18 protein-coding genes are annotated in these 24121 nt (G+C 28.4%); 4 read left to right on the forward strand and 14 right to left on the reverse strand.

The window, feature by feature from the left end; genetic code table 11:
• Positions 1-72 precede the first annotated feature (72 nt).
• From CDLVIII_RS17575 to CDLVIII_RS17615, 9 genes are all read right to left on the reverse strand, one after another.
• Positions 73-1314 carry an NAD(P)-dependent oxidoreductase gene (locus CDLVIII_RS17575; protein ID WP_009170805.1) on the reverse strand — a complete coding sequence of 414 codons (1242 nt, stop codon included), beginning with the start codon at positions 1312-1314 and terminating at the stop codon, positions 73-75.
• A gap of 170 nt (positions 1315-1484) precedes the next feature.
• The gene (locus CDLVIII_RS17580) at positions 1485-2036 is read right to left on the reverse strand and encodes a histidine phosphatase family protein (RefSeq protein WP_009170806.1); all 552 of its coding nucleotides are present in this window, start codon (positions 2034-2036) and stop codon (positions 1485-1487) included.
• A gap of 29 nt (positions 2037-2065) precedes the next feature.
• Entirely contained in the window at positions 2066-3847 is a 1782-nt protein-coding gene (locus tag CDLVIII_RS17585; protein ID WP_009170807.1) for a bifunctional homocysteine S-methyltransferase/methylenetetrahydrofolate reductase, read from the reverse strand.
• Positions 3848-4064: 217 nt separating this feature from the next.
• Positions 4065-5186 (reverse strand): anti-sigma factor domain-containing protein, encoded by a 1122-nt coding sequence (locus CDLVIII_RS17590; RefSeq protein ID WP_009170808.1) that lies wholly within the window; start codon positions 5184-5186, stop codon positions 4065-4067.
• An 8-nt stretch (positions 5187-5194) separates the two neighbouring features.
• Positions 5195-5860 (reverse strand): RNA polymerase sigma factor SigI, encoded by a 666-nt coding sequence (sigI, locus tag CDLVIII_RS17595; protein ID WP_009170809.1) that lies wholly within the window; start codon positions 5858-5860, stop codon positions 5195-5197.
• A 723-nt stretch (positions 5861-6583) separates the two neighbouring features.
• Positions 6584-7084, reverse strand: coding sequence for a DnaJ domain-containing protein (locus CDLVIII_RS17600; RefSeq protein ID WP_009170810.1), 501 nt, complete (start codon positions 7082-7084; stop codon positions 6584-6586).
• 115 nt (positions 7085-7199) lie between these two features.
• Complete coding sequence (gene recQ / locus CDLVIII_RS17605) at positions 7200-9644, reverse strand: DNA helicase RecQ (RefSeq protein ID WP_009170811.1); 2445 nt, start codon at positions 9642-9644, stop codon at positions 7200-7202.
• A gap of 232 nt (positions 9645-9876) precedes the next feature.
• Positions 9877-10746, reverse strand: coding sequence for a methionyl aminopeptidase (locus CDLVIII_RS17610; protein WP_009170812.1), 870 nt, complete (start codon positions 10744-10746; stop codon positions 9877-9879).
• Between the two features lie 327 nt (positions 10747-11073).
• A complete protein-coding gene (locus CDLVIII_RS17615) occupies positions 11074-12510 on the reverse strand; it encodes a DEAD/DEAH box helicase (RefSeq protein WP_009170813.1) in 1437 nt (478 codons plus the stop codon).
• A gap of 258 nt (positions 12511-12768) precedes the next feature.
• Here CDLVIII_RS17615 and CDLVIII_RS17620 point away from each other — a divergent pair, with 258 nt between their 5' ends.
• The 4 genes from CDLVIII_RS17620 (at position 12769) to CDLVIII_RS17635 (ending at position 18664) form a co-directional block, all read left to right on the forward strand.
• The gene (locus CDLVIII_RS17620) at positions 12769-13992 is read left to right on the forward strand and encodes a DEAD/DEAH box helicase (RefSeq protein ID WP_009170814.1); all 1224 of its coding nucleotides are present in this window, start codon (positions 12769-12771) and stop codon (positions 13990-13992) included.
• A 336-nt stretch (positions 13993-14328) separates the two neighbouring features.
• The gene (locus CDLVIII_RS17625; protein ID WP_009170815.1) at positions 14329-16062 is read left to right on the forward strand and encodes an ABC transporter ATP-binding protein; all 1734 of its coding nucleotides are present in this window, start codon (positions 14329-14331) and stop codon (positions 16060-16062) included.
• A 1-nt stretch (position 16063) separates the two neighbouring features.
• Positions 16064-17833, forward strand: coding sequence for an ABC transporter ATP-binding protein (locus CDLVIII_RS17630; protein ID WP_009170816.1), 1770 nt, complete (start codon positions 16064-16066; stop codon positions 17831-17833).
• A 267-nt stretch (positions 17834-18100) separates the two neighbouring features.
• The gene (locus CDLVIII_RS17635) at positions 18101-18664 is read left to right on the forward strand and encodes a hypothetical protein (RefSeq protein WP_009170817.1); all 564 of its coding nucleotides are present in this window, start codon (positions 18101-18103) and stop codon (positions 18662-18664) included.
• A gap of 44 nt (positions 18665-18708) precedes the next feature.
• On the opposite strand, the gene CDLVIII_RS17640 is transcribed toward CDLVIII_RS17635, so the two are convergent.
• The 5 genes from CDLVIII_RS17640 to CDLVIII_RS17660 all read right to left on the reverse strand — a co-directional run bounded on the left by CDLVIII_RS17640 (position 18709) and on the right by CDLVIII_RS17660 (position 23939).
• Positions 18709-19476, reverse strand: a complete 768-nt coding sequence (locus CDLVIII_RS17640) for a membrane protein (protein ID WP_009170818.1) — start codon at positions 19474-19476, stop codon at positions 18709-18711.
• A gap of 53 nt (positions 19477-19529) precedes the next feature.
• A complete protein-coding gene (locus CDLVIII_RS17645; RefSeq protein ID WP_009170819.1) occupies positions 19530-20531 on the reverse strand; it encodes a permease in 1002 nt (333 codons plus the stop codon).
• A 39-nt stretch (positions 20532-20570) separates the two neighbouring features.
• Positions 20571-21197: a GTP-binding protein gene (locus CDLVIII_RS17650; protein ID WP_009170820.1), complete on the reverse strand. Its 627-nt coding sequence runs from the start codon at positions 21195-21197 to the stop codon at positions 20571-20573.
• 62 nt (positions 21198-21259) lie between these two features.
• A complete protein-coding gene (locus tag CDLVIII_RS17655) occupies positions 21260-22201 on the reverse strand; it encodes a GTP-binding protein (RefSeq protein ID WP_009170821.1) in 942 nt (313 codons plus the stop codon).
• A gap of 259 nt (positions 22202-22460) precedes the next feature.
• Positions 22461-23939, reverse strand: a complete 1479-nt coding sequence (locus CDLVIII_RS17660) for a cell wall-binding protein (RefSeq protein ID WP_009170822.1) — start codon at positions 23937-23939, stop codon at positions 22461-22463.
• Between the last annotated feature and the right edge of the window lie 182 nt (positions 23940-24121).

Below are 24121 nucleotides of genomic sequence, written 5' to 3' on the forward strand. Positions count from 1 at the left end.
AATTTCTCTTTAATTAATATTAATTATTTTTCTAATTTGAATTATTTTTTAATAATATATCAAGCATTAATTCTAATTATTTTTGCAATATTCCTCAATAGTCTCTGCTACTATTTTTGCTTGAACTACTGCTTCTACTACTGTTTTTGCTCCAGTAACTACATCTCCAGAAGCAAATGTTCCTTTTTTAGTTGTATTTCCTTTATCATCAGTAATTAGCAATCCCCATTTGTTAGTATCTAGTTCTGTTGTATTAGATACTATATTTGCTCTAGGATTTTGACTTACTGCAATAATTACTGAATCACAATCAAAAAATTCTTCTTTCCCTTCTATTATTTTTGTTTTAACTTTTCCTTCTGAATCAGTCACATTTTCTGTAACAGCCAATTTTATTCCATTTTCTTTTATTTCAATCGGAGCTCTAAGTAGTTCAAACTTAATACCATCTTCCTTAGCTTCTCTTATTTCCTGCTTTGTCGCAGGCATTTCCTCAAAGCCTTTCCTATAAAGTATAGTCACATTTTTAGCTCCATATCTTTTAGCACTTCTAGCCGCATCCATAGCAACATTTCCAGCTCCTATTATAGCTACATTATCTCCTAATCTATAGAATTCTGGTGATTTTAAATAATCTATAGCATAATGTACATTACCAAGAGTTTCTCCCTTAATATCCAATGTTTTAGGATTCCATACTCCAGTTCCAATAAATGCAGCCTTATATCCATCTTCAAATAATCTATCTAATGTAATAACCGGACCAATAAGTGTATTAGGTCTAATTTTTACACCAAGTTCAACAAGTCTTTCTTCTATTGTATCTATTAATTTTTTAGGTAATCTATATTCTGGTATACCGTATCTAAGTACTCCACCAATCTGACCATGAGCATCAAATATAGTAATATCATATCCTTTTCTTGCTAAAATAAATGCAATAGTTATTCCAGCTGGACCGCCACCTATTATAGCAATTCTATCTTTATCTTTCTCAGGATTTTCAAAATGTGTCTCTTCTATGTATTTTTTTGATATCTCATCCTCTATGTCATGAAAGCTTATTGGTTCTCCTTTAATTCCTCTTACACAATTCCCTTTACATTGGTCTTCATGAGGACATACTAATGAACAGACTACTGAAAGAGGATTATTATTAAATAATATTTCCCCAGCCTCTTTAACTTTTCCTTCTTTATAAAGACTTATAATTTCAGGTATAGGTGTATTAATGGGGCAGTTTGCTGTACATCTTGGATTTTTACACAATAAACATCTATTTGCTTCATCTACTAAAAATTTCTTATTTTCCATATATAAAAATCTCCTTTTTATTTTTTATACTCAGTATAGTATATAGTAACTTAAATTATCCTTTATTTCAACTACTTATAATAAAATATGCTATCCTTTTCCAATAAAATGATAGCATATTTTTTCATATTAATTTAGTTTTAGACATAGAAAATATAAAAAGATACAATTTAATTAAATTTCTTGTATAAATATAATATTCCATTTTTAGGGCTATATATTAACTTCCCTGAAAACCCTCTTTTTTTTAGTTCTTTTTGAAGACTATACATGAAGAAGCCATGTGTAACAACCAGAATATTCTCTGATCCCTCTTTTATTGCCTCTTCTTGTAATAAATCAACAAATTGCCTAGCCTTTTTTCTTGTTATTGTTCTATTTTCTTCTTGTGATTTATGATTGAAGTACCAAGCAATTCTTCCGCTAACCGCCCAAAACCAATAAGGTAGTTTTAAATTACATTTAAATACAGGATCAATTATAGTTTCTCGAATCAAATCATTTGTAACTATATCTTCTTTATAGACGTGCTGTGCTGTAACCAATGCTCTTATAAGAGTACTAGAATAACATTTATCCCATTTTATCCCCATGAGCTCTACGTCATTTTTTATAACATCACTTTTATTATAATTTTCTTCCCATTCTTTGAATTCTTTTGAGGTCATAAAAAACTTTTTATGGTAATTAACTTTAAAATGTCTTATAAGACCTATTCTCATAAAAATCCCTCTTGTCGTAAAATATATTATTAACTTAATTGAAGCTGTTTTACTATATCAATTAACATATTTACTCTATTAAACGGAGTTATGAAATACAGTCCATCCGAAACTCCCTTTAGTTTATTTCCAATCTCTACAGCAATTTTAACACCAATTTCTTGTGCTTCTTCCTTACTCATGTTTTCTGAGAACATCTTCATATATCTTTCAGGAATTTTAACTCCTGGAAGTTCATTATTTAAAAACACTGCATTCCTATAACTCACAATTGGAAGAAGTCCAGCTAAAATTTTCACATTAGTTTTTGCCTTTATTTTACTTAGAAATTCAATAGCATCATCTTCATATATAGGCTGTGTTAAAAAGAACTTTGCTCCATTATCTATTTTTTTTAACATGCGGTTAAATTCAACATCTTTATTTAACACATTTAAATTCAATGCGCCGCCTATATAAATGTTATCTTCTTTGAATAAATCTTCATTCATATCATTTATTAGCTTCATGAGTCTAAATGAATTTAAGTTGAACACACTTTTAGTTTCAATCTTATTTGCATCAGATATAGGATCTCCTGTAATTGCTAGTATATTCCTTATATTTTCAATATGTGAACCTATTAAACTAGACCTTATAGCGTTTGTATTCCTATCTCTGCAGCATATATGCGGCATAACCTCAATTCCTATTTCTCTCTTTATTTTAGATGCTATAATCGTCGGATCAGCTCTTACCTTTGACATTGGCGAATCTGGAATTGTTACTAAATCAATGTTATTTTCTTTACATATTTTAGCTCCTGCCATAAGCTTGGATATATCAGTGTTAATAGGAGCTGATAATTCTATTGCAATTGTAAATTCATTTTTATCAAGTTTATTTTTGAATGCATTTTCTGTTTTTTCTTTATATTCTTTTATTTCTTCTTTCTTGCTATACGAATTAATTTCATTTGAATTATTTTTAATTAATGAGACTAATTCCTTAATATAATTTGGATTTGTTCCGCAACATCCACCTATTATAGATACTCCAAGCGTCGTCATTGCATTAACTTTATTAGCAAAGTATACTGGATTATTAGGATATACAGTTCTCTCATGAATTATTTCCGGATATCCAGCATTTGGAATAGCTGAAACAATATCATTTTCTATATCTATTGTTCTTATAAATTCAGCCACATGAGTAGGTCCAGATCCACAATTGAATCCATATGAATCAATCGTTTTAATTTCTTTAACTTTCTTAATTAGTTTACTAGCGCTAATTCCATCCCTTGTGAAGCCATCTGGTTTTACTGCAAATTGCGTTAATATAAAACTCTTAGAATCCTTTCCTTTTATGTATTCAGATATTTCTTTTAAATAATTATAATTACTAAAAGTTTCAAATACAAAAATATTTATATTATTATCTAAAAAGCAATCTACTATATATTTATATTCCTTTAGTATATCCTCTTGAGATTCATCTATATTATCTTCTTTTATAGGACCAATACTTGCTCCTATAAAAACCGAAGTGTTTCGAGTAACCTCCTTTGCTATATCTATTCCACATTTAATTATATTTTTCAACGTTTCATATGATACTCCAAGATCATGTGTATTAGCCGAAAAAGTGTTTGTTCTTATTAATTTTGCCCCAGCATTAATATATTCTTTATGTATTTTTTTTATTGTATCTCCATCATCTAAATTAGCAAATTCACAGTAAGAAATATCATTCCCTGTTAGCTCCGAATAATATGTCCCCATGGCTCCATCAAATATTAATATATTATTTTGCAAATAATCTTTTATCATTTCTAATCTCCCCAATTTTTCATTAATAATACTAAAGTAAGTATACTATAAAAATCTTTTCTCGTCCTCAATTTTATCTAAAACAACTTAGTTTAATGGGATATACAGATAGAACTTTATATATTGGTATAAAAAATAGGTTTATCATTTTGATAAACCTATTTTTTCTAAGGACTATAAAACACATTCATTTTAGTATTTAAATCCTTAAAATTCGCTATTTTTTTGATTGATCTTGTGTTATCACTTGACCTGATGCATTTTCGTTTTTACCTGAAGTAGTACTATTGGGGGTTGTTCCATTGTTTGGCAGCACATCAATACTATTATCTTTTGGTGGCGTTGTTGAACTACCTGTGTTACCGCTACTACTATTTCCAGTATTGCTGTTTGAACCATTTTGTACTGGAGCATCTGGCTGTACTTCTATAATAGTATTATTTTTTTCAGGTTTAATAGTATTATCCTTATCTCCTTTTACAGAGTCTACATTTGATTCCGTATTATCAGAAGCTGCATCTAAATTTGGTCTTTCTATCACTTGCTTGTCACTATTGACTTCTGGATTAACATTTGGATCTTGAGTATTATTTTTTTGATCTTCTGAATTCCATTGTTGATCTTCAGCGTTATCTCGTATACTTGCAGTAATTTCCTTAACTGGTGCTTTATCAATATTGTTCTTTATACCTTGATCTTCAACTTTAAGAGCCGCCTCATATCTGCCTAAACTTATGTTTTTTGTTTTTGCTTCATCAACTGCTTCTTTATCACCTTTAACATAGACTACATCCTGTTCATCGAAAGTTGAATCAATTGTACCTATAAGATCATCTTCATATTTACTATTGTCTTCATTATTAACAAAAGCATAACCAACTAGTACATCTTTATTAGTTTTCAAATAATTCTGTTCTTCAAGTTTATCCTTTATTTTTTGCATTCCACTCTCAAGAGAAATATTCTTAATATCGCTGAAATTAATATTTTTTCCATCATCATTAACGCCCTCTACCTTAATGATGTTAAGCTTGTTATCCGCTTCAATTTGTATACTAGGATTAATATCCAAGCTAACAACTGCATATGCTTCCTGGGGTTTCATCGTATGAAAGAAGGTGAATACAATTAAAAATACTGCTGCAATTGATCCTAATGTTTTTATAAAATTATTATATCTATGCCTATTACTAGTACTATTTATAATATCGTCCTCGAAATAAAATATTTTTTGTCCGATTTTCATGTTTTCTTTAAAAATTATTTTGTCCATTACACCATGGTCATTTAAAGCAATAGCATAATTTTTCTTTACCTCCATTATTATTCCCTTATTCATTTTTTCACCTACTTCCTTATCCAATTCCTTAAAGCATTGAGTCTTTTATCAATTATTATTACTACAGAAATTATAAATTTCTTACTTCTTTTTATTACCTTTTCTGTTACAGAAAATTTCAGAACGATTCTCTTTATTGGCAATCGTTTTTTTAGATACATAAAAGAAGTAAATTCTTCTTCCTTACTTATCTCTTCTGATAAGATAATTGCATTTTTCCTCGTTGCTTGTTGCTTAGGAGCTTCATTAACTAAGTCTTCAAACGTAAATCCAAATGAACTTATTTCAGTTTTTAGTTTATTGATCTCTTCTATAAGGATACTATTATCCTCTTTAGGTTCAAAATATTCATCTTTAATGTCTAAACCCTTATCCACTAATTCATCTAACGATGAATGCTGATGTCTATTTTCACCCTTTAAATAATTCTTGATTCTACTTCCTATAACGAGCTTTGCATAAGATAGAAAATGTCCCTTCTCATTATCATATCTTTCAATTGCCTCGTGGAAACCAAGCAGACCAACACTTAATTCCTCATCATTTTCACATGATACATATCTTCCTGTAACATCCGAAATGCTTTTTATTATAAAAGGCATATGCTTTTTAATAAGTTCATTTACATCTGTGTTCTTATCAACATTTAAATCTACTAAAACACATTCGAGCATATCTACGCTCCCTTCTCCGGTCATTAATATATACAATATAAATTATATTTTTTGGTACTTTTTATTGAATAAAAGAAAGACTTTATTATATAGTCTAAATTTAACAACTTTATTTAATATAAATGAACAATTAGAATATTTAGTTTGTCCATAAAATTAAACCTTGCAAATAACTATATTCACCTTAGTCTTATAAATAATTTATAAATTATAAAATCCATATATTTTCAAACCTTATTTAAAATATATATGTTGCAATAATAAATTTACATTTGGAAGGCTTATAGGCTAAGTAAATATCTAGATGTAAAATGCATAAAACTAATTGCAATATATATATTTTAATTATAATATTTAACTATAAAAACTTCTATTTAATATTATATCATGTATTAGCTTATTTTTAATTAAAATGATAAATTTTCACATATCACAATTATATTCCATATTAGATTTATAATATGATTAATATGAATATCTTTATCTGAAGATATATCGTATTTTTTAATTGATTATCCAGAATTTTATAACTATGAATATAACAAAAGGAGCTTAGAGACCGGCGAAGGACACTCTAAGCTCCACATTAGCACTTTACGTACCAACTGCTTTTTTAGTATAGCATAATTCTTTTATTATATCAATCAAATTCTTTATAAATCATTCTAGATAAACTATTCCAAAATTTGATTTATTACTTGCCATTCGTCACTCGTAACTCTTTTAACATGTTCCTCCACTACTACCATTATTGTTTCCACCGCAAGCATTCACATTGTTGGAATTAGGCTGTACATTTTTTTGAGAATATTTTTTGATATAATCAATAAACCTTGTCTGTAATTTATTTAATCCACTCAAATATTCAATATTATCTGGCTCCAATTGTGTAGCTTTTGTCAAATAATTCAATCCACTTTCATACCAGCCTTTTTGAACTAGTACAAACCCTTTAAGGTAATTCCATTCTGCAGAATTAGTATTATTTAATATATTTAATTTTGTTTCTGCATCTAAAAAATTATTACTATCAATCAATGCTCTGATTTCTTTATATAGTTCCTCATTAATAATTAAATCATACGCTGTTCTAAGTGTTTGAATTTTTTGTTCTGACGTATTATCTTGATTGTGAGCATATTCTTCAATAACTTCTTTGAATTTACTTTTTATCTCTTCTTCAGAAGCGGTTCTTTCTATTCCTAAAGCTTCATATGGATCCACCCTAATACACCTCTTAATATTAAACTTTTATTTCACTATTAAATATATTTATAAAAGTTATTAATATTCTTAGGTTTTGCGGCTTTTCATGAGTTCTTTATGAAATTTAACCTTTCTATATAAAATACTTTTTTAAAATTACTGACCGTATACTCTCATATTTTATATATGAAGGTAGTTCTCTTTTTATAATATTTATTTTGTCATATCCGTTTTTCTCACAAGCATTTATAATCAATGCTTCATCTTCTTTATTATAAAATTCATCTAAATCAATGGTAAAAATATTTTCACCATATTCTTTTATATAATCAGTTACGTATCCCAGAATAGTTGAAATTGAAAGCTCTATCTTTTCTGATACGTCATGAATACTTATCTTTTCTTTAAGCATATCTATAGCTATTTGATTACTTTCTCTTGTTTCCCCATCTAATATGACTTTTCTTCTTTTTCTCTCTACCCAATGAATTTCTTTATTATTTTCTAATAAATATTCATTTACTGCTCTTATAAGTCTTTCACCATATTCACTTATTTTCTTAGGTCCCATTCCACTTATATCCTTTAGTTTTTCTAATGTGTCCGGGTATCTTCCACTTATTTCTTTTAATGTATTCATTGTTAGAATAGCTTGAGGTAATACATTCTCTTTCTTCGCAAGTTCTTTTCTTATATTATTCAAAATATTATATAATTCTAAATCTGTTGTTACTTCAAGCTTAAGATCTTCTTTGCCTTTTAAGTCAGAGTTTACATCAGTTTCTTTCTGCTCAGGTACTTCTATATTATGTTCTTCTATAAATTTTATTATGGCATCTTCAAAGGCTTTTCCATATTTATTATACTTAACTTCACCTACACCTGAAATTTTAAGCATCTTCTCTCTCGTTACTGGGTAATTTATAGCCATTTCTTTTAAAGTAACATCCCCAAACACAATATATGGTGGAACCCCATTTTCCCTGGCTAATTCTTGTCTTATTGCCCTAAGAGTTTCAAATAATTCATTATCTTCTCTGACTTTCTTTTCTACTTTAAATTCTTTTAGTTCTACTTTTTCCTTGGATGTCAAAACATTTCTAGATCTTTCATTTAAACTTAACACTGGATATGTTCCTTCAATAACATTTATAAATCCATGTGAAATCAATGTGTTAATAAAAGTTTTAAGTTCTTCAGTTGAATATTCCTTCATTAATCCATAAGTTGAAAGTTCATCAAAGTGAAATTGTAAAACCTTTTTATTCTTAGAACCTCTAAGCACGTCAACAAGCATTCCAATTCCAAATTTGTGTTTCATCCTATATATACAAGAAAGTACCTTCTGTGCTTCTACAGTCTTATCAACAAGTTCGCCTTCACTCAAACAATTACTGCATTTATCACATTGTCTATCATATGTTTCTCCAAAGTACTCTAAAATATATTTTCTATAACAATCATTGCTATACACAAAATCCATCATTTGCTGAAGTTTTCTATATTGATTATTTTTTCTTTCAAAATCTTCTATGGAATTTTCAATTAAATACTTTTGAACTTGAACATCTTGAGGTGAAAACAATAGTGTGCACTCACTTTGTTCTCCATCTCTTCCTGCTCTTCCAATTTCCTGATAATAACTTTCTATATTTCTAGGCATATTATAATGAACTACATACCTAATATTAGGCTTATCAATCCCCATCCCAAAAGCATTGGTTGCAACCATTATGTTTGCTTTATCATAAATAAAGTTCTCTTGATTTTCTTTTCTTATTTTTTCTGATAATCCTGCATGGTATGAAGTGACATTATAGCCTTTAGAGTTTAAAATTTCATATAAATTATCAACTTCTTTTCTTGTAGCAGCATATATAATTCCTGAAACTTCTTTATTATTCTCAATATAACTTTGTAAATACTCTTTCTTACTCCCACTTTTAATTACATTTATAGTTAAATTTTCTCTATCAAAACCAGTTATGAATACATTAGGAGCTTTTAATCTAAGAAGACTTATTATATCTTCCCTTACTTCTTGTGATGCAGTTGCAGTAAAAGCTGTTACTATAGGCCTATTACTCAGCAAACTGATAAAATGAGATATTTTTCTATAACTACTTCTAAAATCGTGTCCCCATTGTGAAATACAATGAGCTTCATCTACAGCTACCTGAGAAATATTACATCTCGAAATAATATTTAAAAACTCAAAAGATTCTAATCTTTCAGGTGCTATATATAGAATTTTAATATCTCCATTTTCAAGACTTTTAATCACTTCATTTTCTTCTACAGCACTTAAAGTACTGTTAATTAATGCCCCTTTAATTCCCATCTCTTTTAAAGTATCTACCTGATCCTTCATAAGAGATATGAGAGGAGATATTACTATTGTTATTCCTTCTAGAATAAGTGCCGGTATCTGGTAACAAATAGACTTACCACCACCTGTTGGCATTATAGCAAGTACATCTTCTCCTTTAATTATTTTATCAATTATTACTTCCTGACCTTTTCTAAAGTTCTTATAACCATAATATTTTTCTAGAACTTCATATGCTAAGTTATTCATAAACGTATTACTCCTTAAATAGATTGCTTCATAAGGTACGTGAGATATTATAACAATTAAAATTATATGTACCTAAATTTATAAGTTTTACATTATCTTTAATTATAGACGCAATTATGCAAACTTTAATCATCACTAAAAATTAATTTTGCTTTTTTGAATGAAAATAGGATTGATAGTTAATTATTATTTATCAATCCTATTTTCTAATATAGTAAATGTAATTTAAACTCTACTTAGCTAAAATTTCTACACCATCTTCAGTGATCAGTACTGTATGTTCCCATTGTGCTGATAGCTTATCATCATCTGTATAAATTGTCCATTCATTTTCTTCATCAACATATACATCATAAACACCTTGATTAACCATTGGCTCTACAGTAAGGACCATTCCTGGTACAAGCAGCATTCCAGTTCCTTTTTCCCCCACATGTGGAACAAATGGTTCCTCATGAAATTGATTTCCAACTCCATGTCCTCCTAAAGCTCTAACTATTGTATAACCGTTTTTATGAGCATGTTCAGCACAGGCATAACCAATATCACCAAGAAATCCCCATGGCTTTATTGCCTCAATTCCCTTAATCATGCATTCTTTAGCCACTGTTACCAATCTTTTTGCCTCTTCACTAACGTCACCAATCATAAACATTCTAGATGCATCAGAATAATATCCATCTAAAATTGTAGATACATCAACATTAATTATGTCTCCGTCTTTTAATATAATGCTTTCATCTGGAATCCCATGGCACACCTCATTATTAATTGATGTACACACACTCTTTGGAAATCCTTCAAAATTTAAAGGTGCCGGAATTGCGCCATTTTGAATTGTATAATCATATACTATTTTATCTATTTCTGCTGTGCTCATGCCCGCTTTAATTTTACTTGCCACTAAATCTAAGACACCATCATTAACTTTACAGCTTTTTTTAATACCTTCTATATCTTTAGGGCTCTTTATTACATCTCTAGGCGGTACTATATGCCCTTTGCGTCTATAACTTTCTATTTTTTCATCAAATTCTAAATGGCATTTTTTATATTTCAAACCACTACCACACCAACATTTTGAATTTCTGTCTAAAATCATTCTTGTAATACACCTCTTTAAATTATCATATTTTCATATTCAAAACCTATTATTCTATTACTATAATACAATAATCTGAATTTAAATGTTCCACCTATAAACTGCATGTTAAAATTAGATTTCGCAACCTTTATTATTGCAAATTTGTATAACAAATTGTTACTTCATTCTAATTTTACTGTTATTTATAACTTATCTTTCCAAAACTTATAATACACTTTAATGAAATTTAATTCAACAGTCTGAAATGATTCATCTCCAAAAGCATATTATTTTTTATGCCTTAAACTTATATTTATTTTACTTGTATAAGTATTAATAAACACCTTATTTATTAGCCTTTTGAACGTTTATTTTTTTACCTTTAATAGTCATATTTTTTAATTCCTTAATAACTTTATTACCTTTTCCATTTAATATATCTACATAAGATACAGATTCCTGTACATCAATAATTCCGATATCATCTGCACTTAGCCCTTCTATGTTACAAATAGCGCCGACAATATCACCTGGACGAATTTTCTTTTTCTTTCCACCACTTAAATAGATCTTAGTTATATTAGTATTTATAATTTTAGCTTTTTCTCTTTTCCTCTTAGGTTTACTTTTAAGCAGTTCTATTCCTTCATCAATTTTTATTTTATCATACTCAGATAAGTCATAGACTGGAATTTTAAAGCCAATAAATTCTTCTATATCACTTAATAATCTATCCTTACCTTCAATGCATAAACTTATGGCTTTTCCCTTTGCTCCAGCTCTTCCTGTTCTTCCTATTCTATGTACATAAGCTTCTTTTTCTACTGGAAGATCAAAGTTTATAACATGAGTAATTCCTTCAATATCAATTCCCCTTGAAGCCAAATCTGTTGCAACAAGTAATCTAAAATCTCCACGTCTAAAGTTTTCCATTGTATTTAATCTATCTTTTTGCAGCATACCACCATGAATTTTATTCGTTGAATATCCTTTTAAATTTAAATATTCAAAAACTTTATCTACATTTTCTTTAGTTTTAGCAAATATCACTGCAGTCTCAGGCTTTTCATATATTAATATTTTATCTAATGCTTCTAACTTTTTTCCATACTCAACATAGTACAAATTGTGTTCAATATTAGTTGTAATAAGTTTTTGACTTTTAATGCTTATATCCACTGGCCTGCTCATATGTTTTTCACACAAATCTTTTATTTCCTCTGGAATTGTGGCTGAAAATAACATAGTGACCTTTTTCTTTGGAATTCTTCTAATGATTCCTTCAACTTGCCCTATAAACCCCATATTTAGCATTTCATCTGCTTCATCGATAACAAAGTATTTAATCTTTTCTACATTTAAACTTCCTCTATCTATATGATCTAAAATTCTTCCTGGAGTTCCGACTACAATATGAGTCTTTTGTTTTAATTTTCTTTCCTGTTCTGATATTGGTGCCTTACCAAATACAGCAACAGCTTTTATTCTTTTAAATCTTCCTATATTAGATATATCTTCATTTACTTGAATAGCAAGCTCTCTGGTTGGAGTTAGAATCAATGCTTGTGGGCTGTTTTCATCCCAATCTATCTTTTCACATAATGGAATAGCAAAAGCTGCTGTCTTTCCGCTTCCTGTCTGAGATTTAACTATAACATCTTTATTTAATAGAATCTCCGGTATAACTTTCTCTTGAACTTCTGATGGCTTTTTATATCCAAGACCTTCAATTGATTTCAAAAGTTCTTCTCCTATTTTGAACTCACTAAATTCACTATTCATTACTTAAAATTCTCCTCATCTATATAAATCTTTCTTATTATACCATTCTTCTCTATTTTTAAAACATACTCTTAAGAAAAAGAATAAAAATATATAACTAGAAAAATAAAGACAATAAGGATATAATTAATTGATTATGCGTAGATATAGTCCACTTAAATTTTTAAATGGCTGTTTTTATTGGATTTATATCAGATTGTCATAAGCACAGTTTATGCATTTTATTATAAACAAAATCGAATTATAAAGGAGAAATTAATGAGTACTTCATTTACTGATTTAAATTTAAATTCAAATATAATAGAAGGTCTTAAAAAACAGGGAATAACTATTCCAACACCTATTCAAGCTTCAGCTATCATGCCAGCTCTTGAAAATAAGGATGTAATTGGTGAAGCATTTACTGGAAGCGGGAAAACCTTAGCATACCTTATACCACTTTTTCATAAAATAGACACTACTAAAAGAGAAATGCAGGGAATAATTTTGGCTCCAACCCACGAGTTAGCAATACAGATAGAAGACCAAATCAAACTTTTGGCTGAAAACTCTGGTGTTCCTCTAACATCTTTATCAATTATTGGAGATGTTAATATAAACAATCAGATAAAAAAATTAAAAGATATTAAGCCACATATAATTGTTGGATCTACTGGAAGAATCCTTGATCTCATACAAAAAAAGAAGATAACTGCTCATACTATTAAAACTATTGTTATAGATGAAGGAGATAATTTATTAGATCCTAAAAGAGATGCTATAACTAAAAATATAATAAAAACAACTATGAAAGATAGACAGCTTATGGTATTTTCTGCTTCTATAAAGCCTGAAACTTTAGAAACTGCTAAATCTTTAATGAAAGATCCAATTATTTTAAAAACTGAAAGCAAGCCTTCTATAAACCCTAATATTAAGCATATATTTATTGTATGTGAAAGACGTGATAAATTTGAGACCTTAAGAAAGCTTCTTGTAGCTGTTAATCCTGAGAAGGCAATTATTTTTGTTAATGATAATGATGATATTGAGCTCACAACAGTAAAATTAAACTATCATAGTAAGGATTGCTTTGCTATGACCGGTAAGATCTCTAAAGAAGATAGAAAACTTGCAATAGAAAGTTTTAGAAATGGAAAAATTAAAATATTAGTTTCATCGGATGTTACCGCAAGAGGTCTTGATGTTGAGGGTGTAACCCATGTATTCCACTTAGATTTACCATTAAAATTAAATGAATATCTACATAGATCAGGTAGAACTGCTAGAGGAAACGCTCATGGTACTTCTATATGTTTAGCTACGACAAAACAACTTAATATAATTAAGAAGTACGAAAAAGAATTTAATATACAATTTGAGCAAAAGAAGGTCTTTGGTGGTATATTAGAAGATTATTCTTATACACCTGATCAAAATTCAGCTAAAGTTAAAAGTAATTCTTATAGTAATAAAGCTTCCAAATCAAAATTTCATAATTAATTAAATAAAAAAGATTTCTATCTAAGAATTTGGATAGAAATCTTTTTATTATTTATACATTTAATTTTTCTCTTGTTTTTTCTGTTAATTTATAGTATATTTACAACATGATGTTCAAATAACAAATTAAAGGAGGTTTAACTATGAATATAATAAAATTATTTAATAAAATTGTAAAATTAAACATATTAATTTATTCATCTGTGGAGCCTCGTGAAATCCATATTATTTGATATTATTTTTTATTATCAATATTTTATTTTGCGTTTAACACAGCTCTGAATGGCTGTGTTTTTTTGCGCTCAAAAAATTCATATTTATAAAAGGGGGATTTTTATGACATTATTTAAAACTTACATTAGCAGGCATTGGAAATTTCTGATCATTCCAATTACTGCAATGATAGGATGCATTTGTGTAGATAGTACTTATCCTTATCTCCAAAAGATATTTGTAGATAATATAATACTTGGAGATATGAAAGATGATTTATTTATTTTTATAATAATTCTAATTGTACTATCTCTAACCCAAGGTGTTTTAGGTTATTTAAAAGAATATCTATTTGATAAATTTGCCTTAATTGTCTGCAAGAAGGTCAGACAAGATTTATATTTGAAATTTCAATCCTTTGAGTTTTCCTTTTTTGACAGCAACAATACTGGTGAATTACTTTCTAGAATAATTGAGGATGTTGATATTGTTTGGGATACTTTAGCTTTTGGAATGAGAGTTTTTATTGAAGCTATAATACTTTTTTCAATATCTGCAATCATTATGTTTAGCATAAATGTTCCATTAACAATCGTATGTTTAATCGTATTACTGCCAGTAGCCTATATTGGAACAATTATGGACAAGAAGTTTTGGACTGTTTATTCAAAGATCAGTGACCAAACTGCTGAAATAAATTCTATTGTTCAACAGGATGTCTCAGGAATTAGGCTAGTAAAAGCTTTTGCACGTGAAAAATATGAAATATCAAAATTTTTAAAGGTAAATAAAAAGTTCTTCGATTTAAATGTTGAGCAGGCTAAAATAGTCGGTACCTATGGTCCTGTAATTGAATTTTTAACAAACGCAGCTCCAATTTTAATGATAATGTTTGGGGGATATTTATGTATTCAGGGTAATTTAAGTTTAGGAAGCTTAGTTGCATTTACTAGTTATATTTTTAATCTTTCTTGGTGTGTGAGAAATTTAGGTTCTCTTATAAATCTACTTTCTCAAAATAAAGCTTCTATGGAAAAAATATCAGATATATTAAATAGAAAATCAAGAATAGTCTCCAAAGAAAATGGCTATAATCCAGCTAAAGTTAAGGGAGATATTATTTTTAAAAACGTAAGCTTTTCTTATAATAATTTAGAAGTATTACATGATATAAATTTAAATATTCCTGCTGGCAGCAGTGTGGCTATAATGGGAACCACAGGCTGTGGCAAAAGCACCCTGATTTCTTTAATTGGAAGATACTATGATGTAACCAAAGGTGAAATACTAGTTGATAATGTTAATGTTAAAGATTGGAACTTAGAAACCTTAAGGTCATATATTTCTATTGTTTTTCAAGATACATTTTTATTTTCTGATACAATAAAAAATAATATTGATTTTGGCAGTAATAAATCTGAAAAAGAATTAGTAAAAGCAGTTAAAGACAGTTGCGCTTATTCTTTTATTCAAGAAATGCCTGAAGGTTTTGATACTATTATAGGTGAAAGAGGCCTTGGATTATCAGGTGGCCAAAAACAAAGATTATCTATCTCGAGGGCAATGATTAGAAAATCGCCAATTCTCATTCTTGATGATTCAACTTCTGCTCTTGACATGGAAACTGAGTTCAAGGTGCTCCAAAATCTAAAAAATAATAAAACAAAGACTACAACCTTTATAATTGCACATAGAATATCTGGCGTAAAGGATGCTGATATTATTTTATTCATGAAAGATGGTAAAATAGTTGAAAAAGGTAATCATGGCAGTTTAATTAATATTAAAGGGTATTATTATAATGTTTACTCCCATCAGTTTCAAGATTTTGATACCCTTGCACTGGAGGCAAATTAATATGAATGACATTACAAACGAATCTTCTAAAATAGAAATTATAAAAAGATTATTATCTTATGTAAAACCCTATAAGCTGAAAGTTACTTTTGTTATACTGCTTCTGCTTATTGTCATGGCTTGCAATACCTTAACGCCTTATTTAATGAAAGTCTCTATTGATACTTTCGTAAAAGAAAAAAACATCAAAGGATTGTTATATATAGGCACTTCCCTAATATTTATTAATGTAATATCTATGATTTTATCTAGAATAAGAACAACTTCTATGTCTAAAATAACTAACCAGATATTGGTTGATATAAGACATAGTCTATACACTCATATTCAAACCTTAAGCTTTAATTTCTTTGACAATAGGCCTGTTGGGAAAATTATCTCTAGGGTTGTTGGTGATGTAAATGCACTTCAAAACCTATTAAATAATAGCATTGTAAATTTAATTCCAAATATATTTACTATTATTTTAGTAGTTTGTATGATGCTTATTTTAAATATGTCACTTGGTGCCATTTGCTTAATTACAATACCATTCTTAACCTTTGTTATGTTTTTTATCGAAATCAAGGCTCATGATAAGTGGAAACTTTTTAGAGAAAACAGATCTTCCTTAATTGGATACACTCATGAGTCTTTATCAGGTATGAAGGTAATTCAAGGTTTCAGTAAAAAACTATATACTAAAGGAATATTTGATATCCATATAGGTAAACATGCTGATGGTTTTATGACAGCAGTATACACTCAGGATTTTTTCTGGCCATTTCTAGATTTATTTCGTGGTATAAGCATTATAATATTGGTCGTCTCTGGATTTATATTAACTTCAAGAGATAACCTTACTCTCGGTACTTTAATAGCGTTTTTTATGTATATGGAAATGCTTTGGAGGCCAATAATAAATCTCTCTTCATTTTATAATGCTTTTGTAACCAGTATGTCTGCTGGCGAAAGAATATTTGATATTCTAGATACCAAAAGTGATATGATAGATTCAGCTTCATCTAATATCCTGCCTAAAATTAAAGGAAATATTGAATTTGATCACGTTACTTTCTCTTATGCTAAAGGAGAAATCGCTGTCTTAAAAGATACTTGCTTTAATTTAAAAGCAGGAGAAAAAATTGCTTTAGTTGGAGAAACAGGTGCAGGTAAAACTACAATAACCAATTTAATAAGCAGATTTTACGATCCCACTTTTGGTACTGTAAAGATTGATGGCACTGATATAAAAGGTGTTACTGTTGAAAGTTTAAGAAGTCAGATGGGTATAATGCTTCAGGATTCATTTTTGTTTTCAACTTCAATAAAGGAAAATATACGTTATGGAAAATTAAATGCTACTGACGCAGAAGTAATTCAGGCTGCTAAAGCTGTCAATGCTCATGAATTTATTGAAAAACTTGAAGATGGCTATGATACAGAGGTAAATGAAAGAGGTTCTAGGCTTTCTCTTGGACAAAGACAATTAATAGCTTTCGCAAGAGCATTAATTGCAGATCCTAGAATATTAATCTTAGATGAAGCAACAGCAAATATTGATACCGAAACTGAGTTATTAGTTCAAGCTGGTATTAAAAAACTTATGGATGGAAGAACTTCTATCGTAATAGCGCATAGGCTTTCTACTATACGTGATTGCGATAAAATTTTCGTTCTCTCTCATGGTAAAATAGTCGAAGATGGAACCCACGATGAACTCCTTGCAAATCAAGGCTACTATCACAAACTATATTCAGCACAATATAGTTTTTTAAAAAAAGATGCATAATATATTTATTAATGTACGATAATAAAATTGATTTATTATTGTACATTTTTTCTTTACTAATAATTCATTGCATGGTGAATATATCCTTTATTGATTATTAGTATGATATCCGTAAAATTATTGTAATAAATATTATATCTTTATTACGACTTTCTTAAATAAACAGCTACTAAAAAAAATACTGTTATAATTATTCAATAAGCGATACTATTCTTCCTAATTGAGTAGTAATCGTAATCTTAAACAACATATCGGAGGGACAATATAATGAAAAAGAAGATTATTAGTCTATTATTAATTGCAATTATTAGTTCAACAGCACTAATTTCTTGTGGTAAAACTAAAGCACCATCAGATTCAAATAAACAACCGTCGGTGACAGAAGAGCAATCACCTAAAGATACTTCTAAGGATTCTAAGATAGTAGGTGAAAATAATAAGCCAACAGTTGAGGTAAAACAAATTGCAACAATCGCTGATTTTAAAGATAAAAGTAAAGCTGATATAGAAAAAATTCTAGGTAAGCCTGTAAGTGAAGATGATTCTAAGTCTACATACGAAAAAGACAATTATACTTTTGAAGTCACTTATTTAAATTCAAAATGCAATGAAATCAAAATAACACCTAAAACAGATATGAAATTTCCAGCTGATGGAGCAAATATTTTAAATTTAGTCGGAATTAATGCTGGAGATCCTGATAATCTTTCACCTGCTGGTATGGAATGGGATAATAAATTTGATACGTATAAAATTAACGTAGTTTCAGATAATCAAGTCCAGGGGAAAATTTCATATGCAGACATTATCTTAAATAATCCATCAAAATAAGTTAATTACATTAAGTAATTTAGGTCACAGGAAATTGTTGCTTTTTAGTGACCTAAATTCTCCTTTTGAATTTCTATTATTTTTACAACAGGTATATTATGAATTATATTATTGTCATCTTTTACTGCTGAACTACCAATTACACCTATAACTTTTACATTGTCATTTTCATTTAAATCGTCAACTTTATCATACTCACCTATTATTCCAATAATTTTTGAATCAGCTGCACAGCATGTCATTACAATTTTTCCTATTATAAATTGCTTCTCATTCAAATAATTTTCCTTGCATACAAAACCGTGAATTTCTAACCTTTTCCCAACATATTTCTCAGGATTTTCTCTAATATCCTCCAGTAACATAGGATTATTATCATCAACTTTTATATTTTCATATACACTACTACTTATTTTTTCTATATCATTTTTGCTTAAACTGTCATAAGAAAATTCATGTTTATATAGATATTCTCTATCCATTATGCCGACATTATTTTCTGTAAGTTCCTTCCCTAATTCAGCATGTTTGAATGTCTTTAGATTACCCAAAGATATAATTCCTAGTATTAATGCTATTATAATTGGAAGCACTTTAATTTTAAGTTTGCTACTTCCCTTGCATGTAAATATATTTTTTATTTGAAAAATGCTAATAACACTTATCATTACTATTGCTATATAGATATACTTAATCATATTATTACCTATATAAAAGTTTATTTTTTTAGTGAATATTAAGCCAAAAATAAATCCATCTAATAATATTAAAACTATAAACCATAAAAATTCATCAAAGTTAAATCTTTTCATTTATTATTCTGCCTCCATTCTTGTATTTGAATTTAATTATTATAATCTGTATCTTATATTCCGCACATCATAAACAAAAATGAAATTAAAAATACAATACACACTGTTACCACACTAAACTTAATAACAAAACTCTTTTTGAAGGCACCAAGAATCATTATGAGATTTTTCAAATCAAGCATTGGCCCTAAAATTAAAAAAGCCAATACCCCACTAAATGAATAATTACCTAAAAAGCTCCTCCCTACAAATGCATCTGCTTCTGAACATAAAGATAAAAAAAATCCTAAGAGCATCATAACAATTATTCCGAAAATTTTATTATCAGAGATAAAATTAATTCTCCCATATGCTATAACAACTTGAAATACACTTGAAATAAAAGCGCCAAAAATTAGATATCCCATTATATCTAAAAATTCTCTATTTGCATGTTCAATTATAGAAAGTAATTTATTTTGATTACCTGAATACAAATTATCACATCCGCAATTGCAATAATTTCCATTATCCAAGAAATCTCTAATTAATGATTGCTTACCTTTTTCAAGTGCGTTTACTATTATACCTATTAAAATAGCAGCTGCAAAGCCTCCTGTTATTCTAAGAATAACCATAGCTTGTTTATCATAAAATGCATAATAAGTTGACATTATTACAACAGGATTAATTATGGGCACCGCAAGCATAAATGTCACTCCAAATCCAACTGGTAATCCCTTTTTCATAAGTCTTCTTGTTACAGGTACAATCCCACATTCACAAACGGGGAATATAAGTCCTATTAAAGCTGCTCCAAAATATCCCGAGATGCTTGTTTTTGGTATTATCCGAGCTATTAATTCTTCTGATATACAGGTTTGAATTATTGCTGACACCAATGAGCCTAAAATAATAAAGGGCATTGCTTCAAGAACAATACTTGTGAATATACTTGCAAAATCTCCAACTTCCTCTATATACAAATTTATCCCATACTTCTTATAAATATGCCATAATAATATTGCTGCAATCATAATCATAAAAGTAAAAGTTCTGCTTCTAGAAATATTCATATTTCTTTTTATTGCCTCCTCATTTTTTTATATTCCATATTAAAAACTTAATTTAGAATTTGCTATTTTAATTTTTACTCTTTTTAAATAGCCATTATCTATCATTTTAGATTCTCTAAGCACCGAGTTTAAAATATACTTATTATTAACTTTAAGTAGAAATGCTTTTGAGTTAAGTTCTTTTATCTTTTTAAATCCTTCCTCCAATATTTTTTTATTGCAATTGTCTATATTATTAACAACTATCATATTGGCATATTGTATAAATGGAACAACGAAGCTTCCGATGTTATCAATATATTGCTTCAAATTTCTGCCATCTGCAACAAAAAATATTGTAGTGATTTTGCTACATTCCCTATAAATTTTTTCATTTAACATATCAAATAATTCTTTTAAATTATAAGTGCCATTATACTCAACAATTACTCTATTAGGATTGAATTCTTTAATCAGAAAAATCATTTCCTCTTTAAGATTACTAAGATTTTTTATTGTTTTTACTTTTATTAAATCATTATATTGCTTAATACTTCTTTCTCCCTCTTCCAATTGAAAAACCAAAACTTTTTCATCTTCCACTTGGCTCTCCTTCAAAAAAGAATTAATAAAAGAAGTTTTTCCTGCTCCTAAAAAACCTGTTACAATCTCAATATGTATTTTCATTAATTCACCACCCTTTATCTTTTTGATTAAGTATAATATTACGAGAAACTTATATAATCAATCTAGTTAAATAGTTCAAATAATCTCTTTCTATCTAATTTACTCCCAATTATTGATATAATATTTTTATCAGCCCATCTAACTTCTCTACTTTTAAACTCATTTGGAACATAGTCAAATTGATAATAAACTCCATCTTCTCCTTTTATAAATCCTTTTGCTCTTATCACATTTCCAAACTTCTCATTACCTGCTATAAACTCAAATTTTTTTTCTATCTCCTTTACACTAATTCTTTCTATAATATTTATTGGATAACTTTCAAAAACCTCTTTAGCCTTATGTCCACTTTCCCTTCTTAAAATCTTTTTCGATTCTGATTTTATAAATCCTAATTCTGATTCTTTCCTCACATCATTTATCTTCAAAAATTCTTCAGCATTTACTTTTTCCCACGGCTTATATATTATTTCCGCCTTCGAATTATATTTTTTTAAAGATTCAATTGTTTCTCTAATCCTTTTATCATCAACTAACTGACTTCTACTTAAAACAATTTTGTTAGCTTTTTTTATCTGATTTTCATAGAATTCCTTAAAATTCTTTAAATACATATCATAATTTCTGATATCAATCAAAGTAAAAATGTTTCTAATCCCTATTTTAGATTCAAATCTTGCTTCACTAAGTATTTTTAATATTTCACTTAATTTCGCAACTCCTGAAGGCTCAATTATTATGTTGTTAGGAGAATATTTATCAATCACTTCCAACACTGCTTCTCCAAAATTTCCAGATACCTGACAGCATATACACCCAGAATTAATTTCTTTTACTTGAATGTTACTTTCTCTTAAGACATCTCCATCTATACCCACTTCGCCAAATTCATTTTCTATAATTATTGTATTTTTTCCATAAGCTTTTTCACTTAGCAGCTTTTTAATAAGCATGGTTTTTCCAGCGCCCAAAAAGCCTGAGAATATATCTACTTGAACTTTCATTTAACATTCTCCTTTTCATATTTATTTAAATTGTCTTCACACTTTTATTTATACTATTTTTTATTAATATATATGAATAAAATTTATTTACAATAATAATTGAAAAAGCATCCGTAATTAATAAGTAATTATTAATTACGGATGCTTTCAATTGGTTTTCTAACAATTATATAATAAAAGTATATACTAATCTATGCTTGTCCTAGCATAAAATAAACTTTTGTTTTTAATTTAAAGCTTAAATCACAGCTCTACATTATTAATATGGATAATAGAAGAAATGCGTTGCTCTATCTGTAGTTGCAGTATCTTGAAGCACTAATCTTGTATGAAGAACTTGGTTGCCAAAGCTTGTCCTTTGATTATCTACAATATAAGCATATCCATCTTTATCCCAGCACATAAATATGTAAACATGAGAATAGTTATTTGTAAACACAATATCTCCTGGCTTAATTTGTGAGAAATCATAGCTATATACAAATCCTAAGCTTTTTAATAAGTTTTCAAATTGATATGTATTACATGTAGCTTGAGGAATATTTACACCAACTCTTCTTAATGCTTCGGAAGCAAAATATACACAATTATTGCTTGTATTCCCATCATGTAATGCTACTGCTGCACTATCAACACTCAATTGATTATTTACATTAGTCATATATTTAAATAGCTGATAATCTGTATTAGAATGTGAATAATTAGAGTAAGTATTTACAGTTTGACCATTAGGTTGAACATAAGTATAATTGTCAATCCATACATTTGTCATTAACGATCCATCACTGTTAAATCTATACTTTTGTCCACCTATGACTGTGTCGCCAGACGCCATTATACCTGTATTGGCATCCAAATAGTATGTCTTTCCATTAGAGGTTATCCATCCATATTCCATACCACCTGATTCCGAAAAACAATACCACTTATTGTCTATCTGCTGCCAGTCTGTAAGCATTATTCCATTATCATCAAGATAGTATTTAGTACCCTTTATAGTTTGTAATCCTTTTTCCATATATCCATTTTCATTAAAATAATACCATTTTCCAGCTATCTGCTTCCAATTATCTTTTATAAGACCATTTTCCATATCATAATATAACTTATTGCCATCTTTATCACTTTCCCATCCTTGTCTTATACTTCCATCTTCAGAAAACTCATATGTTTTTCCACTTATTCTATGTTCACCTGAAGCAAATCTTTCGCCATTTCTATCTAAATAGGTTAATTTACCTTTTAAATAGTACCAGCCTTCATCTAACTTAAACTTATTTCCTTCAACATCGCAATAACTATAGTTATTTTTAACAATTTTTTGTTTTATATTCTCAGGCAGTTCTTCTAACTTATTATCTCCTAAATCCAAGTGAGATAACATAGGTAAATCTCCTAATTCCTCAGGAATTTTTCCACTTAGCCTGCAATAATTTAAATCTAAATACTCCAAATTTTTTAATAATTTAATCTCATCTGGTATAGTGTTATCTATTTTCTGATATCTTAAGTCAATCTTTTTTATACTTAATAAATCCTGCTCTGTAAGATATCTTACATTTTTATTTAACTGCTTAGCAACTACCTCCGTAAGCCAATTATCATTAATTTTAACTTTACTTTGTTCACTTATTTCCCCATTAATTCTGCTATCTTGTGCCTGAGCAATCACTGGAACACTAGTGACACATAAAAATGCAGCCAAAATTGCTAAGTTTATTATCTTATTACGTCGCATCTAATCGTCTCCCCTTTTCTTTTTGCGTATAAATTATACCATTTTCTACATTTAAATTCAAATAATTGTAACACCTAATATTTTAAGTCAATTTACATTATTTAACCAACTATAAAATTATACAATAATACTTCTCAATTTATGGCCCTTTATGAAAATTCTTAATTTTTTCTTCATAATCT

The organism is Clostridium sp. DL-VIII (assembly GCF_000230835.1).
In the GTDB taxonomy this organism is placed as follows: domain Bacteria; phylum Bacillota; class Clostridia; order Clostridiales; family Clostridiaceae; genus Clostridium.